The 17,278-nt window shown below is 32.3% G+C and carries 15 protein-coding genes; 11 read left to right on the top strand and 4 right to left on the bottom strand.

Annotated features, from left to right (window positions below):
- Positions 1–14 precede the first annotated feature (14 nt).
- Positions 15–1,829 (top strand): phospho-sugar mutase, encoded by a 1,815-nt coding sequence (locus ABV008_RS02590; RefSeq protein WP_352418255.1) that lies wholly within the window; start codon positions 15–17, stop codon positions 1,827–1,829.
- Positions 1,830–1,966: 137 nt separating this feature from the next.
- Here ABV008_RS02590 and ABV008_RS02595 read toward each other — a convergent pair whose 3' ends face one another.
- On the bottom strand, positions 1,967–2,764 hold the full coding sequence (locus ABV008_RS02595) for a DUF92 domain-containing protein (RefSeq protein ID WP_352418256.1): 798 nt from the start codon (positions 2,762–2,764) through the stop codon (positions 1,967–1,969).
- 11 nt (positions 2,765–2,775) lie between these two features.
- Positions 2,776–3,444 (bottom strand): diacylglycerol/polyprenol kinase family protein, encoded by a 669-nt coding sequence (locus tag ABV008_RS02600; RefSeq protein ID WP_352418257.1) that lies wholly within the window; start codon positions 3,442–3,444, stop codon positions 2,776–2,778.
- A 258-nt stretch (positions 3,445–3,702) separates the two neighbouring features.
- Between ABV008_RS02600 and ABV008_RS02605 the strand changes: the two genes are divergently transcribed.
- The 9 genes from ABV008_RS02605 (at position 3,703) to ABV008_RS02645 (ending at position 13,316) form a co-directional block, all read left to right on the top strand.
- On the top strand, positions 3,703–4,683 hold the full coding sequence (locus ABV008_RS02605) for a LacI family DNA-binding transcriptional regulator (RefSeq protein ID WP_352418258.1): 981 nt from the start codon (positions 3,703–3,705) through the stop codon (positions 4,681–4,683).
- Positions 4,683–5,609, top strand: a complete 927-nt coding sequence (gene rbsK, locus ABV008_RS02610) for a ribokinase (RefSeq protein WP_352418259.1) — start codon at positions 4,683–4,685, stop codon at positions 5,607–5,609. Before ABV008_RS02605 ends, rbsK begins: the two co-directional genes overlap by 1 nt.
- 4 nt (positions 5,610–5,613) lie before the next feature.
- Positions 5,614–6,534, top strand: coding sequence for a nucleoside hydrolase (locus ABV008_RS02615; protein WP_352418260.1), 921 nt, complete (start codon positions 5,614–5,616; stop codon positions 6,532–6,534).
- 13 nt (positions 6,535–6,547) lie between these two features.
- Positions 6,548–7,372, top strand: coding sequence for an ABC transporter permease (locus tag ABV008_RS02620; protein ID WP_352418261.1), 825 nt, complete (start codon positions 6,548–6,550; stop codon positions 7,370–7,372).
- Between the two features lie 5 nt (positions 7,373–7,377).
- Positions 7,378–8,163: an ABC transporter permease gene (locus ABV008_RS02625; RefSeq protein WP_352418262.1), complete on the top strand. Its 786-nt coding sequence runs from the start codon at positions 7,378–7,380 to the stop codon at positions 8,161–8,163.
- Between the two features lie 18 nt (positions 8,164–8,181).
- Complete coding sequence (locus ABV008_RS02630; RefSeq protein WP_352418263.1) at positions 8,182–9,243, top strand: ABC transporter ATP-binding protein; 1,062 nt, start codon at positions 8,182–8,184, stop codon at positions 9,241–9,243.
- Positions 9,244–9,264: 21 nt separating this feature from the next.
- Positions 9,265–10,353: an ABC transporter substrate-binding protein gene (locus ABV008_RS02635; protein WP_352418264.1), complete on the top strand. Its 1,089-nt coding sequence runs from the start codon at positions 9,265–9,267 to the stop codon at positions 10,351–10,353.
- 103 nt (positions 10,354–10,456) lie between these two features.
- Complete coding sequence (locus ABV008_RS02640; RefSeq protein ID WP_352418265.1) at positions 10,457–11,761, top strand: amidohydrolase; 1,305 nt, start codon at positions 10,457–10,459, stop codon at positions 11,759–11,761.
- Positions 11,762–11,921: 160 nt separating this feature from the next.
- Positions 11,922–13,316, top strand: a complete 1,395-nt coding sequence (locus tag ABV008_RS02645) for an S-layer homology domain-containing protein (protein WP_352418266.1) — start codon at positions 11,922–11,924, stop codon at positions 13,314–13,316.
- A gap of 81 nt (positions 13,317–13,397) precedes the next feature.
- Here ABV008_RS02645 and yyaC read toward each other — a convergent pair whose 3' ends face one another.
- The gene (yyaC, locus tag ABV008_RS02650) at positions 13,398–13,949 is read right to left on the bottom strand and encodes a spore protease YyaC (RefSeq protein WP_352418267.1); all 552 of its coding nucleotides are present in this window, start codon (positions 13,947–13,949) and stop codon (positions 13,398–13,400) included.
- 138 nt (positions 13,950–14,087) lie between these two features.
- Here yyaC and ABV008_RS02655 point away from each other — a divergent pair, with 138 nt between their 5' ends.
- Entirely contained in the window at positions 14,088–14,315 is a 228-nt protein-coding gene (locus ABV008_RS02655) for a hypothetical protein (protein ID WP_352418268.1), read from the top strand.
- On the opposite strand, the gene ABV008_RS02660 is transcribed toward ABV008_RS02655, so the two are convergent.
- Positions 14,280–17,096, bottom strand: a complete 2,817-nt coding sequence (locus ABV008_RS02660; protein WP_352418269.1) for a phosphodiester glycosidase family protein — start codon at positions 17,094–17,096, stop codon at positions 14,280–14,282. The two genes, ABV008_RS02655 and ABV008_RS02660, sit on opposite strands and share 36 nt — an antisense overlap.
- Positions 17,097–17,278 lie beyond the last annotated feature (182 nt).

The following is a 17,278-nucleotide window of genomic DNA, read 5'->3' on the forward strand; positions in this document are numbered from 1 at the left end:
AAGGAGATATTTTTATGGATTTCATGGATAAGTACTACTTATGGCTGGAGAGCCAAGAAGTTGATAGTGAAACTAAAAAAGAGCTATTGAGTATAAAAGATAATGCAAAGGAAATAGAAGATAGATTTTATAAGGACTTAGAATTTGGTACTGGTGGCTTAAGAGGAAAAATAGGTGCAGGAACAAACAGAATGAATAAGTTTACAGTAGCTAAGGCTACTCAGGGACTTGCGGAGTATATTAAAAACAATGAAGAAATGAGAATTAAAAATGGAGAATTAGACAAAAACGACGAAAATGTCATTCTGAACGAAGTGAAGAATCTAGAGATCCTTCGCCATGCTCAGGATGACAAATGCTGTGTTGTTGCCTATGATTCTAGACACAAATCAGCTGAGTTTGCTAAAACTGCTGCACTTGTACTTGCAGCAAATGGAATAAAGGCTTATCTCTTTGAAAGCTTAAGACCTACTCCTGAGCTTTCTTTTGCAGTTAGACATTTAAAGGCAGATGCTGGAATAGTTATTACAGCAAGCCACAATCCTTCTGAATACAATGGATATAAAGCATATGGTGCAGACGGAGGGCAACTAGTACCTAAAGATGCTAATAAGGTAATAGAAAAAGTAAATGAAGTAAAGGACTTTTCCTGCGTAAGGACAATTGATGAAGGAGAAGCATTTGACAAAGGCTTAATAAATATTATTGGAAAAGAAATAGATGATATTTATATAGAAAAAGTTAAGACACTTAGTTTGAGAGAAGATATAAATAAGAAAATAAATATAGTATATACTCCACTTCACGGAACAGGGAATATTCCTGTTAGAAGAGTTCTAAAGGAGCTTGGATATGAAAACGTTCATGGTGTAAAGGAGCAGGAGCTTCCAGACCCAGACTTTTCTACAGTTAGTTATCCTAATCCAGAAGACCCTAAGGCATTTAAGCTAGCCATAGAGCTGGCAGAGAAAGTTAAGGGAGATATTATACTAGGGACAGATCCTGACTGTGACAGAGTTGGAGTAGTAGTAAAGGATAATAAAGGAGAATACATTGTCCTAAATGGAAATCAAACAGGTGCACTGCTTTTAGACTATATTCTTTCCAACAGACAAGAGAGAAACATGCTTACTTTAAACGGAGTTCTTGTAAAAACTATAGTAACAAGTGAGTTAGGAAAAGTTATAGCTAAACACTATGGAGTAGATACAATAGATACTCTTACAGGATTTAAATACATAGGAGAAAAGATTAAAGAGTTTGAAAATACTAAAGAATTTAGCTTTCAGTTTGGATATGAAGAAAGCTATGGCTATTTAACAGGTATCTTTGTAAGAGAAAAGGATGCAGTAATTGCTTCTATGCTAATATGCGAAATGGCTGCATATTATAAGACAAAAGGGCTCAATTTACACCAAGCTCTTATGCAGCTTTATGAAAGATTTGGATATTATATAGAAGAATTATTTTCATTAAATCTTGAGGGAATAGAAGGCAAGAGGAAAATTGATTCCATAATGAATAGCTTTAGAAAAGATTATCCAAAGGAAATAGCAGGATTAAAAATTGCAAAGGTAAATGACTATTTATCTAGCAAAAGCTATGTAACAGGGGATGGTTCTCTGTTATCTTCTACACCTATAAATCTTCCTAAAGAAAATGTATTGAAATTTATATTTGAGGATGACTCTTGGTATGCACTAAGACCTTCTGGAACAGAACCAAAACTAAAAGTATACCTTTCAGCTAATGGAAAGAGCTATGATATTGCTTATAACAAGCTTAAGGACATAGAGAAGGAAGTAAAGGGAAGAGTTAGTAGGATATAGAATAACCTAGAAGGATTTATAATATTATTAATGGATTGAGATCATAAAAGTGTCTGACAAGTGATGAACTTATCAGATACTTTTATTTTTCTAAAAAAATCAAAAGAAAACTTAATAGTTAATAATCATGGTAATTATTACAATATAATAAGTGCTAATAGGGTAGATATTAAATTACTTGAAAAGTTGACTACATCATTATTTACAATAGAAAATCCTTTAACAAGTTTATTAGTCTTATTTTTATAAACTCTTTTTTCGGTGAAACCTTTAGTGTCTTCACAATAGTACTGAGCTTGTATAGAAGCCCCAAGTATACTGTCTATGACAGAGCCTAAAAAGCCTAAGAATAAGCATAATAAGGAGTAGTTAATTCCCTGTTGAATATTATTATATATTACCATATAAGCAATAAAAAATATTATAGATATAAAAGCAGAACCTAAAAAGGCGAAAATAGTTCCCAATATACTTATACCACCAGACATTCCTTTTTCAATAGGCTTAAAATTAAGTATAGATATAGGTTTGTTTTTGCTTAATACACCTACCTCTGAAGCCCAAGTGTCTGAAGTGGACACTCCAAAAGATACAGCATAAGCTAATAAAAATATAGGGCTATTGTAAACAAAGTGTAAAAAGGCAAAAATAAGTCCTATTCCTCCATTAGCGAAAACCTGAATATAGTCACGACTTCCACCTTTTTCATTCATATTGTCAAGAGCTTCTTTATTGCTGCTTTTAAACTTAGTTAATACGCTTGATGATACAAAAAATGATACCATTATTATGGAAAACCATAGACCACCAAAATAATAAATACCAGTACCTAGAACAGTAGCAGCTATAAAACCACTTTTATTTAGCGAAGATTTCTTAAAGGCTGCAAAAGCAATTAAAAAAGAACAAGCTAATCCAATTATAAAATCTAACATTTAGTCACTTCCTAACCCCTCAAAAATATAAAAACATAATAAAACAAAGCAGAACCTAAAGGAACAGTAAGATTATCTAATCCCATAGGAGAAAACATTTCTAAAATTGTACTTAATAAAGCTACTAATAACCCTATATATAGTACATTAACAGGATCAAATATATACAATATTATAACAGAAACTACAAATGAGAAAACAAACATAGCTAAGCTGCCCTCAATACTTTTGATGTTTCCTAGTACTCTAAATTTATGTTTTCCATACTTTGTTCCTATAATTGCAGCAAAACCGTCACCATATCCCATAATTAGTATACCTAATGCACCTATATAAGATAATTCTTTGTTTTTAAAAGTTATTAAAGCCAAAATCAGCAAGGATATGGCATAATAAACAGTTCCCAAATCTTTTTTCGAACCGTCTCTTTCCATTGCACTGAAAATTTGTTTTTTATATGACGCATAGTTAATAAGGACAAAAAGTCCTGGGACAATGGCTGCGCATATATTATTATCAAAAAAAATCATAGCAATAATCCACCAATTAGATACACCTACATGAATAAATTTTCTACTGCCTTCCTTTGATATAATATTTGATTTACTCAATAAAGAAGATATTCCAATAATTAAGAATACAAAAACAATAGATATTAATATTCCAGCTATACTATTCAAATTAAAATCTCCAATCTTCTATACTATATAACTTTTATTTTCATAATTTATTATGCAAATAAATCAATAAATTCATCATTAATTCTATAGTACTTACAGTAAAATAACAATAATAAAATAAATACTTTTGAGAATTATAAGTAATATAGTTCACTTTTTCGACGAATTTTATATTGATTTGTCAAATAAAAAAGGATATACTATATTTAGTTAAACGTTTACCTAAATGTATTTCTCAAATTAAAGGATTGTGATGATATGGGTATAACTAGAATAGCTAAATTAGCAGGCGTGTCTACTGCTACTGTTTCTAAGATTTTAAACGGAAAGGATCAGGCCATAAGTGAAGCTACTAGGAAGAAGGTCTTAGAAATTGTAGAGAGAGAAGGATACATTCCAAATGCCATAGCTAAAAGCCTAAAGATAAATAATACAAAAACTATTGGTCTTATAATACCAGATGTAATGAACCTTTTCTTTAGTGAGTTGGCTAGAGGAGTAGAAGATTCTGCTGATAAGGTTGGTTATTCAGTTATACTTTGTAATACAGATAATAGTGAAGCTAAGGAAAATAAATATTTACATGTATTGCAGGGAAAAAGGGTAGACGGGATTATTATGGCTGCAGTTGCAAATAAAAGTGATATATCTCTTAAAAATTGCGAACCACCCCTTGTGCTTTTAGATAGAGATATTGAAACAGATCAGCCAGTAGGCAGAATTAGAATCGACAATGAAAAGGGTATATATGACGCAGTATCATTTTTATTAAAAAAAGGCTGTAGAAATATAGGGTTTATATCTTCTGAGCTTATAAATCCATTAACCCAAGCACGTTTGCAGGGATACATTAAAGCCTTGAATGATAATATATTGTCTTATAATGAAGACATTGTATTTCTTCAAGACTTCTCAATAGATACTGGGTATGTTGGAACATTGAATTTAATCCAAAACAGCAAGATAGATGGAATATGCTGCGGAAATGATTTAATTGCCATTGGTGCAATTAGAGCATTGAAAGAAAAAAACATAGATATACCTGAAGATGTTAAAGTAATAGGTTTTGATGATATTTCTATTAGTAACTATATTGACCCACCCTTAACAACTATTAAACAACCTATATATGATATGGGACATGAAGCTGTAGATTTATTAATAGATATAATTGAAAAAAGAGAGACAAATTTGATAAGAATATTGAATCATAGTTTAGTTGAAAGGATGAGCACCTAGTGAAGAGTGATATTGTAGTTGTTGGCAGCATCAATATGGATGTTGTTGTAAAAACTGAAGAAATTCCTAAGATAGGTGAGACTGTCATTGGAAGAGAAACTATAGAAAACCCTGGTGGAAAAGGTGCAAACCAAGCCGTTGCTCTAGCTAAGCTAGGGGCTAAGGTTAATTTTCTTGGTATGGTGGGCAATGATGATTATGGAAAGAAGTTATTGTCATCAATGAAAGCATCAGGTGTAAATATAGAGAGTATTAAATCTATAGAAGGCTCATCAGGACTTGCATTTATAACTGTTGATGATAATGGAAACAATAGTATCGTTGTTATTCCTGGGGCTAATTATAATGTAGATAATAAATACTTAAGTCAGCATATTGATGTTATTAAAGAATCAAAGGCAGTGCTGCTTCAGCATGAAATACCTATGGAAACAGTAAAAGAGGCATTGTTGCTTTCTAAAAAAATGGACAAAATAACTGTCTTAAATCCTGCTCCTGCTAAAGAGCTAGATGAAGAGATATTAAAATATATTGATATATTAATTCCAAATGAACATGAATTATCTAGAATATCAAATAAAGAAATTCTAGATATAGATTCTGTAATCGAGGCTTCAAGAAGCCTTATAGCCAAGGGTACACCAAGGATTATAACTACACTAGGTGAAAAAGGTGCAATTTATGTTGATAAAGATACAATAAAACAATTTAAGCCTTGGCCTACAAATGTTGTAGATACAACAGCAGCAGGAGACAGCTTTATAGGAGGATTTTTGTCTAGATATATTTTGACAAATAATATTTTCGAGTCAATTGAATTTGGACAAAAGGCAGCTTCTATTACTATTCAAAGGTTTGGCGCTCAAATATCCTTGCCTACTTTAGAAGAAATAGAGAAGTATGATTTTACTAAACAAGGGATGTGATAAATTGAAGCAGATAATTATTGACGTAGATACAGGAATTGATGATGCTCTTGCATTAGTACTAGCCTTAAATAGCAATAAGCTAAATGTTAGAGGAATCACTACTGTTTCAGGGAATACTCCTTTGGAATTTGCCACAGAAAATACCCTCAAAGTTTTAAAGCTTTTAGGACGTGAGGATATACAAGTATACAAAGGCTGTAATAAACCTAAGGCTAGAGATATTATATTTAGAGACTCAGTCCATGGAGAAAATGGATTAGCTGGACAACTTAAAAACCTAGAAACGAAACAAGCAAATAAGAAGCATGCAGTTGACTATATTATAGATGAGGTAAATAGCTATCCTGGTGAAATATCACTAATAATGCTAGCACCTCTTACAAATTTAGCTATGGCTTTTGAAAAGGCTCCAGAGATAAAAAATAAGATAAAAGAGCTATATATAATGGGTGGAGTAGTAGATGGCCGTGGCAATGAAAGCCCTGTAGCCGAGTTTAATTTTTATATAGATCCAGAAAGTGCTTATGAGGTGCTACATAGTGGCGTTCCTATAAAGTTAATTGGATTAGATGTTACTAGAAAAGCACAATTACTAGAAGAAGAATTAGATAATATTAAAGACAAGTCTGACTTAGCTAAGTTTGTATATAATGTTTCAAAATACTATATAGATAAATATTCTGTTGGGAAAGAGGTTAGAAGCTGTGCTCTTCATGATCCTCTTGCAGTTGCAGTAGCCATAGATGAAGATGTAGTTGTTATGAAGGACTATTTTGTAGATGTAGAATATTCCAGCAGATTATGTGATGGACAAAGTATTTGTGATTTTAATAATAGATATGGGAATAAACCAAATGTAAAAGTCGCCTTAGAATTAAAAAGGGACAAATTTATGAAAATGTTTTTAGAAAGTATTAAATGAAAGGATGGTGCAAATGAAAAAATATAGTTTTTATTTACTATTAATTCCTGGAGTTTTATTTCTAGTGCTTTTTGCATTAATTCCGCTTATTATGCTGATTTCAGGGTCATTTATCAGTGAAGGAAGCTTTACATTAAGCAGATATGTTGATTTCTTTAAAGACGGATATTATATTACTATTTTAATTAGAACTCTAAAATTAGCCTTGATATCAACCATTGTAGCAGCTACTTTAGGATTTCCAACTGCCTATTATATTAGCAAGACTAATGTCAGCAAAAGAGGACTATACATCGCACTCGCTGTTTTCCCTATGCTAACAAGCCCTGTAGTTAGATCCTTTAGCTGGATGGTTATACTAGGAAAGCGAGGGATTATAAACACTTTTCTAATGAATATGGGATTAATAAAACAACCTTTATCACTTTTATATAATGAGTTTTCAATAGTAGTTGGTTTTGTGTATTTATTTATGCCATTAATGATTTTATCCTTAGTAGGTGTATTAGAAAATATAGATAAGGATTTGCTCATGGCTGCTGAAAGTCTAGGTGCTACTAGATTTAAAGCTTTTATGAAGGTGATTTTTCCACTAAGCGTACCTGGGCTAATAGTAGGATGTGTACTAGTATTTACAGGTAGCTTAACGGCTTATACTACGCCTCAACTTTTAGGAGGCACTCAATCAAAGGTACTGGCCACAGTTATATACCAAAATGCCATGACATTATTTGATTGGGATACTGCTGCAGTAGTAGCTACTGTAATGATTGTAGTAACTATTTTAATCAGTGGAGTTATAAATTCATTTGCAAGAAAGTTAAATTCTAGGGGGTGATAAGAATGAATAGAAAAAATAAAGGACTAAGTATATTTGCATTTTTAGTTTATTTCTTTTTACTAGCTCCATTATTAATAATTGTAGCAACGTCCTTTGGTCCAGATAAAGCTTTAATCTTTCCTCCAAAGGGATTTTCATTGAAATGGATGGCAAATATATTTAAAATAGAAATGTTTAGAAAATCATTTGTTATAAGTATGCAATTATCTGTTATTGGCACAATAATAGCCTTAATAATAGGTATACCTGCTGCTTACGCTCTAAGCAGATACAATTTTAAGGGAAAGAACATTTTAAACAGTATATTCTTGTCACCTGTATTGATACCAGGTATAGTTCTTGGTTTTTCTCTATTAAGATATTTAGTTATATATAGTAAATTACCTATTTACACAAGCTTGTTGATTGGACATGTGATTATAATAATTCCTTATATTATTAGAGTTATTTCTTCAAGTTTAAGTAACTTTGATTATTCTATAGAAGAAGCTTCAATGAGCTTAGGAGCAAATAAAATAAAGACTTTTTTCGTAATAGTATTACCTAATATAAGGTCTGGTGTTATAGCTGCATTTATATTGGCTTTTATCAATTCATTTAATAATGTGCCAGTATCCTTGTTTTTGACTGGACCAGGATTAAGTACTTTGCCTATTCAGATGCTTATCCATGTTGAGTATAATTTTGACCCGACGATTGCAGCTTTATCGGTAGTTCTCATGGCAATGACTGGGTTATTGATGTTTATTGTAGAAAAAACCTTAGGCTTAAGTTTCTTTGCTAAGTAGATTTCAGGAGGTGAACATATGTCACTAATTAATTTGGAAAAAGTAACAGTTGCTTATGGCAACAATGTAATATTAAAGGATTTAAATTTAAAAGTAGAAAAAGGTGATTTGGTTTCATTATTAGGACCTAGTGGCTGTGGTAAAACTACTACACTAAGACTAATAGCAGGATTTTTAGATGCGCAAAAAGGTAAATTTATCTTTGATGGAAAGGATTACACTAATATTCCTGTACACAAGAGAAACTTTGGGTTTGTTTTTCAAAGCTATGCATTATTCCCACATTTAAATGTTTATGATAATGTGGCATTTGGACTAAATCTAAGAAAGGTTGAAAAATCTGAAGTACACAAAAGAGTTAAGGAAATCCTTGAAATAGTAGACTTAGGTAATCTAGAAAAGAGATTTCCAGCTGAATTATCAGGAGGCCAAAGACAGAGAGTTGCCTTAGCTAGAGCTTTGGTAATTAAGCCAGACTTACTACTTCTAGATGAGCCTCTAAGTAACCTAGATGCAAAGCTAAGAGTAAAAATGAGAGTTGAAATAAGAAAAATTCAACAAGAATTAGGTATTACAACAGTGTATGTAACTCACGACCAAGAAGAGTGTTTCTCTATTTCTGATAAAGTCGCTATTATGAATCAAGGTGTTATTGAGCAACTAGATGAACCGGCTAATATATACAAATATCCAACTAGTGAATTTGTAGCTAGGTTTGTGGGCTTTGAAAACTTTATTGATTTAAAACTAATTTCTAAAACAGAAAAATCTTTAAAACTAAAGGCAAAAAATGATACTGACTTTATTGTAGATGATTTAGATATATATAAAGGAATTGAACCGACTAAAGGAGCTATTAGACCAGATGATTTAATAATCAATGACCTTGGTACAAAATCATCAGCGAATACTATAAGTGGTCAGGTCTTAGTAAGAACATTTTTAGGTAGAGATTATCAATATGAAGTAAAAACAGAGCTTGGAAATTTTATTGTCAATCATGAGGCTTTACACCCTTACAATGTAGGGGATAATGTAAATATATATGCACCTTCAGACAAAATTATTTTAGTAAAGTAATTAACAAGAGGAGGAGTTAAAATGAAAAAAATTAGTTTGCTATTAGTACTTGTAATGGTGTTATCAATGTTTATGGTAGCATGTGCTCCAAAAGAAGACAACCAAGTAGGTGAGAATAACACAGAGCCAAATAATACAAGTGAACCTACAGAATTAGTAGTTTCAACTTGGGGATTTAATGAAGACTTATTAAGAAAAAATATTTATGAGCCATTTGAAAAAGCTAACAATGTAAAAATTGTTTTAGAAGTAGGTAACAACGCTGATAGACTTAATAAGCTTAGACTAGGTAGCAGTAATGTAGACGTTATTCAATTAGCAGAAGGATTTGCAATCCAAGCTATAGAAGAAGGCTTATTTGAAAAAATAGACCGTTCAAATATACCTAATATAGAAAACCTATATGATGTTGCAAAGGCTCCATTTGGTGAAGAGTATGGTCCTGCATATACTGTAGGAAGATATGGTATTATGTATGATACAGCTCAAGTTGATAAGCCAATAGAATCATGGGCAGACCTTTGGGATGATTCTTTAGGTAAAAAATTAATTTTCCCAGACATGACTACAACAGCAGGTCCTTTTACACCATTTATAGTTGCTGACATAGAGGGACTTGATGTAAAAACTGATATAGATGCTATATTTGCAAAAATTAAAGATTTAAACAAGAATTTAGTAAAGGTTTACTCTAAATCATCTGAAGTAGTAAATATGTTTAGCCAAGGAGAAGCTTCTGTAGTTGCAGGACAAGACTTTTCATTTGGTCAAGTAAAAGAAGCTGTACCTACAGCTAAATGGGTAGATCCTAAAGAAGGTGCTTATGCTATAGTAAATACAATCAACATAGCTAAAGGAACTAAAAACAAAGAACTAGCAGAAAAATTCATAGACTGGATATTAAGCGAAGAAGTTCAAAAAGCTAATGCTATTGATAAAGTAGACTCACCTGCAAATAAAAATGTAGTACTTACAGAAGAAGAAGCAGAAGGCTTAACTTATGGTGCAGACGTTATAGACAAATTAATATTAGCAGATTGGAAATATATCAATAGTGTAAATAAAGAATGGATTGAAAGATGGAATAAAGAAGTAGTTAGTGGACAATAAAGACGAAGAACTTAGTGACAGTAGACGGTTCTCTGTTACTAAAGAGGGAATAGGACGAGGGGATAAAGCCTTGTCCTATTTTATTATAGGAGGGAATTGATTTATGCTTATAAAAAATGTAACCATATTAACTATGAATTCTAATAAAGATATTATTGAAAGAGGAGTTGTAGTTACAGATAATGATAAGATTATTGACATTGGTGGAGAAGAGCTTATAGATAAATATACTGCTCATGAAATTGTAGATGGGGAAGAAGGCATACTAATTCCTGGCTTTGTAAATGCACATACACATTGTGCAATGATTGCTTTTAGGAGTTTAGGAGATGATGTTCCTGATAGACTAAAAAGATACTTGTTTCCTTTAGAAAAAATGTTAGTAGACAAGGAGTTAGTTTCTCTAGGTTCAAAATATGGTATCTGTGAAATGGCTTTAGGTGGAGTCACTACTTTTGCTGATATGTATTATTTTGAAGATGAAGTAGCTAAATCAACTAAAGAAATCGGACTAAGAGGGGTATTAGGAGAAACTATAGTCAATTTCAATGCTCCAGATGCAGATGAGCCTTATGGAGGATTAGAGTATTGTAACTGGTTTATTGACAAGTGGAAAAATGATGAATTAGTTATTCCTGCAGTAGCTCCTCATGCACCATACACTAACGACACATTATATTTGCAAAAAGCATTTAAATTAGCTGAAGATAAAGATGTTCCTATATTGATGCATATAGCTGAAATGGACTATGAAACGGAAAAATATATGCATGAATATAACTTAACTCCTGTACAATATTTAAATAGTATTGGTGTATTAAACAGCAGAATGGTTGGAGCTCATATGATACATGTAAATGATGAAGATTTAAAAATACTAAAAGAAAAAGAAGTAGGTATTTCTCATAATATTGGAGCAAATGCTAAAGGAGCTCATGGTGTTGCTCCAGCTTATAAAATGTATAATATGGATTTGAAAATAGGCCTAGGCACAGATGGTCCTATGAGCGGAAATACACTTGATATTACTACCCAGATGGGATTAGTTGCAAAGGTTCATAAATTATATAATAATGACAGAAGTATTTTCACTGCAGACCAAATATTAGAAATGGCTACATTAGGTGGTGCTAGGGCTTTAAATCTAGACCATAAAATAGGCTCAATAGAAGTCGGAAAAAAGGCAGATATGGTCATAGTTGAAACAAAATCTATTAATATGCAGCCTATTTATGATTATTATTCTGTTTTAGTATATTCAGCTAATCCAAGTAATGTTTCTACTGTTATAGTCAATGGTAAGGTTATAGTAAAAGATAAAACACTATTAACTCAAGACTACGGTGTTTTAATAAAAGAATTTAATAAAATCAAAGACAAGGTAGTAGAAGCTGCTAGCAGTTTATAGAGGGAATAGTGTTACGCTATTCCTTTTACATTAAAAACTATAGCAGTTTTGTTACATTTTACAAATTCTTAATTTTGTTATAAAATATTAATATTAAAAAATACCTAGCAAGAATTGCTATTTCATTCTGGATTTTTAGCAAAGGAAATGGAGGTTAGTTATGTTTAAGAGGATATTAACTACTGTCCTGTGCATGGCGATTTTACTTATGCTTTCTTATGAAAGGGTAAACGCAAGCACATCACCAATTAATCCATCTCGGGCAGAACTAGAAAAAAAGATTGAAGAGGTAGCTAGAAAAAGAGGGATACCTTCTGTTATTTTAAAATCTATAGCAAGAGTTGAGAGTGTGTTTAAGCAATTTAACAAGGATGGTTCTGCTTTCATAAGCAGGGGTGGCAGCATAGGGTTGATGCAGATACATAATAAATATGGCTGGTTTGAAGATGAAAAATTAAAATATGACATTGATTACAATATAGAAGCAGGAGCAGATGTACTCCTTAGAAAATGGGATACTGCCATAGAAAAACTACCACAAATAGGAGACATGAATCCAAACGTATTGGAAAACTGGTATTTTGCCATATGGGCATACAATGGCTGGAGTAAATCTAACAACCCTAATACTGGACTTAAAAAACAGACTTATCAAGATTTGGTGTATAGTATAGTAGAAAAAGAATATGGTCAAAAAATAATTCCAATTGCTAACAATCTATTACCTAAGCAGGGTTTGCCAAGTAAAGATACTAAATTTGATACACCGAAGGGATTTCACTATGGAGATATATTAACCTATTATGAAGGAGACATTGTCAAGCTTGATGGAAGGCATCTTATGAAATTAAAAGATGCACCTAATGGCTCAAATATTGCCCAGGTTAATAATCTAATGGAGCTACAAGTATTAGAAGGACCAGTACTAAATAATGGCTACTTTTGGTACAAGGTTAGAGTTAATGAAACAAATTCAGAAGGCTGGCTTGTAGGAAACTGGATATCCAAAACTGGAAGCATATATCCCTTCTTGGATATATCTAATATTTGGTCAAAAGACTATATTATTAAGCTTCATGGAATGAATATAGTAAGTGGAAGTGGAGGTAATTTCAATCCAGAAGACCAAATAACTAGAGAAGAAATAAGTGTAATGCTGTCAAGAGCCCTGCAGCTTGAGCCTACTGGGAGTGAACTTGAATACTTAGATGCTAGTGAAATAGAGGATTGGGCTGTTGAACATGTAATGGCAGTAACTGAAGCAGATATTATTACTGCATATGAAGAATCAAATGAATTTAAACCTGATGAATACATAACGAGAGAAGACGCGGCTATTATTATTAGCAACACTATAGGATATGAAGAAGATTTAGATTTTGGGCTAGAGTACATAGATATTAGTGAAATCTCCAATGAGGCACTTAATGCCATAAAAAATGTTCAAATAAAAGGTATAATGACTGGGTCAAACGTCATGTTTAGACCTAAGGATTATTTGACTAGAGGAGAGGCATGTAAGCTAATATATGATATATTGAATATTATGGAATAAGAAAAATAGAAAACCTAAAAGGGCTGGCGTGAAGACCAGCCCTTATAACTAATTAAACCATGCGAGATACTTCGCTTGCGCTCAGTATGACAGAGTGAAGAGCCCTGTCATAATTCCTTCTGCAATGATTTCTGCCATTTCTAGTACAAAGGAAAGTCTAATATTATGAAGAGTGGAACTACTGTTATTACTTAGTTTGTCAACTATACCTATTATAGATAAATCTCCTACTGAGGGAAGATCTTTTCCTACACCTTTGCCTGGATCTATAGGCCCATTTCTTATTTGTACTGTTCCAATATTTTCATCTTCTCCTAGACAAGCATCTACTGCTATTATAAAAGCATTTGGATGTTTTGCATTTATAGTCCTTAGCCTATCTTTTAAATTAAGTGCATGTAATGGCCTCTTAAGAGTTCCGTATACAGAGAAATTAAAATTCTTTCTTTTTAGGATAGTACCTACAAGGGGTCCCAAGCAATCACCTATGCATTTATCTGTTCCTATGCCTATGATTATTATGTCATCAAGCTTTTTATTGTTCTTAAAGTAGGTCCTCAAATAATTATTAATAGTATTGACTGCCTCGTATTTTTCTCTAACATGAGTAGTAATAATTCTGGAATTTCTCATGGGCTATCCTCCTTTTGCTTTAGTGGATATAAATATATATTTAGAAGACTCCAAAATTATTCTAAAAAGCTTAGATGTATTTTAATGAATAAACAATATTAAAAAACAAATAATAATTGTTGAAAGGAGAGATATTCCATGGCAAGAAGAAGGACGTTTTATACTGGGCTAGTTATTATACTTACAATCATAACTGTAGGAGCAATTATAAGTATGAGGATAGTTGAAAGCAATACAGATATTTATGACAAGTTAGACACAAATGTAAGGTGTGGAGATGGGGAAAAAGTTCATTTGGAATTATCCAAAGAAAAAAGTAGGGGAAATCCCCTACTTTTTAAATACTGGCACAAAGTCATATGTTAATTCACCATTATTATATGCAAACTTTAGTAGCTTCAAATCAAATGTTGTACTTGTGCTATTTAGATTTGGTTTTTCTAGTTCAATATATCTAACTCCATCTCTTAAATCTACTTCATTTTTATTTCCACTATATACAACCCATATGTTTTTGCCTTTTTCAGCGTATTGCGATAGCGTATCATTTAAAAGTTCAGCTTCAAGCTTATCTATAAATCCATTGCTACCAAATACAGGCTTTGGCATAGTGATTATTATATTCTTTTGAGTAGCGATGGACAAATCATTTTTTAATCCTATCCACTGTTGTGGATTTGATGGTCTTAAGCCACCCTTTGAATTGTCAGCTCTGATAAACAATATGTCATTATCCCAAATTGGTAAATAGCCAGTTGAGACTTCTACTACAGTTGCTTTAGTACCTGTCTTAAGGCTTTCATCTACTTGACCCATGAAAAATCCATACTTACTATTAGATAAACGCTTATTAATTTGTTTTGCAATTTGACCTTTATATAAATTGTCTAATTTATCTATTCCAAAGCTCATTATAAATTTATATCCATTTTCTACTGTATCAACTGATTTTTGCTTTTCATCTTTTACTGATGTAGAAGGAGGAAGATTTACTACATCAAAGTTCTTTGGATACATTGCTTTTAATCCATCAAAGAGTAATTCGCCTGAATACTTGCTCATAGGATTTATTTCAGTTACGTATATTCTTTCTAGTGTTATTGGATATACTGCATCAGATGGGACATTAGCAGTTACAAACTTCCAACCCTTCCAGTCCACATTAGTTGCAAAATCTAATTTTAATGCTTTTCCATTAGCGTCAGATATTTGTCCTCTTATCCAGCTATTGTTTTCATTGCCATATACCCACATACCTATTTTTTCTGGATTTTTACTAAGCTGTATTCCTTTTTCTCCAAAAGATATATAAGCTGCTCTTGTATCTTCAGAGCCTGTAAAGTCATATTTAAGCTTTATAGAGCCTTGGCCAACCTTGCTATCTGAGCTTTGCTCAATATTTCCTGTAACTACATTAGGATAGGATAAGAACTTAATGCCATCTAAGCCTTCAAAATCATTTATCATAGCTTCTTCATATCCTACTGAAACTAATGTGCTTTCAACTGCACTTCCTAGCCTTGCTACAATAGCTCCTGCTGTTGGTTTATTTGAACTATAAAACACGCCATTATCTACATAGCCAACACCACCTATTGCCTCCCAAGCTACGTCACTTGGTTCTATAAGGGCTACATGGCCTTGACTATTCTTTCCATATATTTTTCCTAGGTTCTTTTGATTTGATATATCTACTCCAAATTTATCTGTATCTAATTGAAGCTCCTTTACATCTCCAAGCACCTTAATTTTTGTTTCTGCAAGAGTATTGTTGTAGAATGCCTTTACTGTTCCTTCACCAGAGCTATGTGCAGTAAGGACATTTCCATTAAATTTGCCACTTATACCATCTATAAAGAACTGAACATTTTCATCTTCTATATCTACTGGATTGTGGAACTCATCATATCCTTTTACATAAAACTTTCTAGTAGTATTTACAAACATCTTAGTATCATCTGTATATACTTTAATATAGCTTAATTCTCCTTGAGGAGCGCTATTAGTTACACCAATTCCGTTTGTTACTCTTCTTTGACCACCGTCAGAGGGGCGATTTACTAAAGTAGGTTCTTCAGTACCAGCAGGTTTTACAGCCATGGTAGTAGAGCCACCACCATCAAAATTGATTGCATCATATGCTCCAAGCTTTAGCATAATATCTGCGAAAATTTCTTGACTAACACCTTTATATGAAGTATCTCTACCATCTATAGTAACCATTAGGAGTTGCCTTTTATCTTTTGTTATTCCTATGGCTGTTCTAGGATGATCACCTTTAATATTTATTTTAAAATCGGTTTTGACACCATCTTTTAAGAGGGGGCTTCCTCCACCTATTGCTGAAGCTATATTATTAAAATCAGGTGATGTATAATACTCTAGAACTACGTTCTCTCCTACATGAAAGTTGTTCTGTAGCTGACTAGCAACACTTCCTCTTCCTGTAATGATATATCCGTTTTCAGGAAATGGAATAGGAGGTTGACCTACTCTTACTTCAGTTACATAATCATCAACTACTACTATTTCTATAAGGTCATTAAATACTTTGTTTCCTAAGGATTGGCTATTCCAGCTCTTATCGTATATTATAACTTCTTCGTGGAGTTTACTTTCTTTGTTCATTGCTTTAACATTTACTACTGCTCCGTTTTGAGCAGTTACTTTTATACTCCAATCCCAGAATGATATGGAAGGATTTTTATAGTTGTCTACTGCAAATACAGGAAGACCTTGATTCCAAGTGTTGTAAGGAGATGATATCATCTTTCCATTGTCAATCACTACACCTTCTGGGTATGAGCTATATACTGTAGAAAAGAAATCTCCATTTATAGCCCCTACTACATTTGATGATTTCATCATATTTGTAACAGTATCTCTTTTAGAAATGCCATCTTTGCTAAATAAGGCTTTTATATCAGTATATTCATCATCTAGATTTACTTTTAATACATTTATGTTCCACCAGCCATTTGAGTTGAACTGCTTGATTGTTTCGTGTATTACACCACTTGATATATTTTCTGACATTCTTTCTTCGTGTATTACAAAGGGCATGGCTGCAAGACTTGGAGTAAAACTGCAAAATATCATAGCTGCAGAGGATACCCCTATTACTAAATTTCTTATGTATCTATTCATATTGTGTATACACCTCTCTTTTGTTTTTTATATTATTTTAATTTAGGGAAGAATTAGGACTTTTCGCTTTAATCATCCTCTCGAAGAATAATTGACCGACGATAGATTTGACCGAAATTATGACAAAAAAGTTCCATGATTACTATAATTCTTCCGCCGTTATCTACAATTATATAGCATAA

This window comes from Proteiniborus sp. (assembly GCF_040308045.1).
In the GTDB taxonomy this organism is placed as follows: Bacteria; Bacillota; Clostridia; order Tissierellales; family Proteiniboraceae; genus Proteiniborus.

Excerpts from the sequence above, each read along its gene's own strand:
- ABV008_RS02590 (WP_352418255.1), top strand. The coding sequence starts at position 15 with ATGGATTTCATGGATAAGTACTACTTATGGCTGGAGAGCCAAGAAGTT.
- ABV008_RS02595 (WP_352418256.1), bottom strand. The coding sequence starts at position 2,764 with ATGTTAGATTTTATAATTGGATTAGCTTGTTCTTTTTTAATTGCTTTT.
- ABV008_RS02605 (WP_352418258.1), top strand. The coding sequence starts at position 3,703 with ATGGGTATAACTAGAATAGCTAAATTAGCAGGCGTGTCTACTGCTACT.
- ABV008_RS02620 (WP_352418261.1), top strand. The coding sequence starts at position 6,548 with ATGAAAAAATATAGTTTTTATTTACTATTAATTCCTGGAGTTTTATTT.
- ABV008_RS02625 (WP_352418262.1), top strand. The coding sequence starts at position 7,378 with ATGAATAGAAAAAATAAAGGACTAAGTATATTTGCATTTTTAGTTTAT.
- ABV008_RS02630 (WP_352418263.1), top strand. The coding sequence starts at position 8,182 with ATGTCACTAATTAATTTGGAAAAAGTAACAGTTGCTTATGGCAACAAT.
- ABV008_RS02635 (WP_352418264.1), top strand. The coding sequence starts at position 9,265 with ATGAAAAAAATTAGTTTGCTATTAGTACTTGTAATGGTGTTATCAATG.
- ABV008_RS02640 (WP_352418265.1), top strand. The coding sequence starts at position 10,457 with ATGCTTATAAAAAATGTAACCATATTAACTATGAATTCTAATAAAGAT.
- ABV008_RS02645 (WP_352418266.1), top strand. The coding sequence starts at position 11,922 with ATGTTTAAGAGGATATTAACTACTGTCCTGTGCATGGCGATTTTACTT.
- yyaC (WP_352418267.1), bottom strand. The coding sequence starts at position 13,949 with ATGAGAAATTCCAGAATTATTACTACTCATGTTAGAGAAAAATACGAG.
- ABV008_RS02655 (WP_352418268.1), top strand. The coding sequence starts at position 14,088 with ATGGCAAGAAGAAGGACGTTTTATACTGGGCTAGTTATTATACTTACA.
- ABV008_RS02660 (WP_352418269.1), bottom strand. The coding sequence starts at position 17,096 with ATGAATAGATACATAAGAAATTTAGTAATAGGGGTATCCTCTGCAGCT.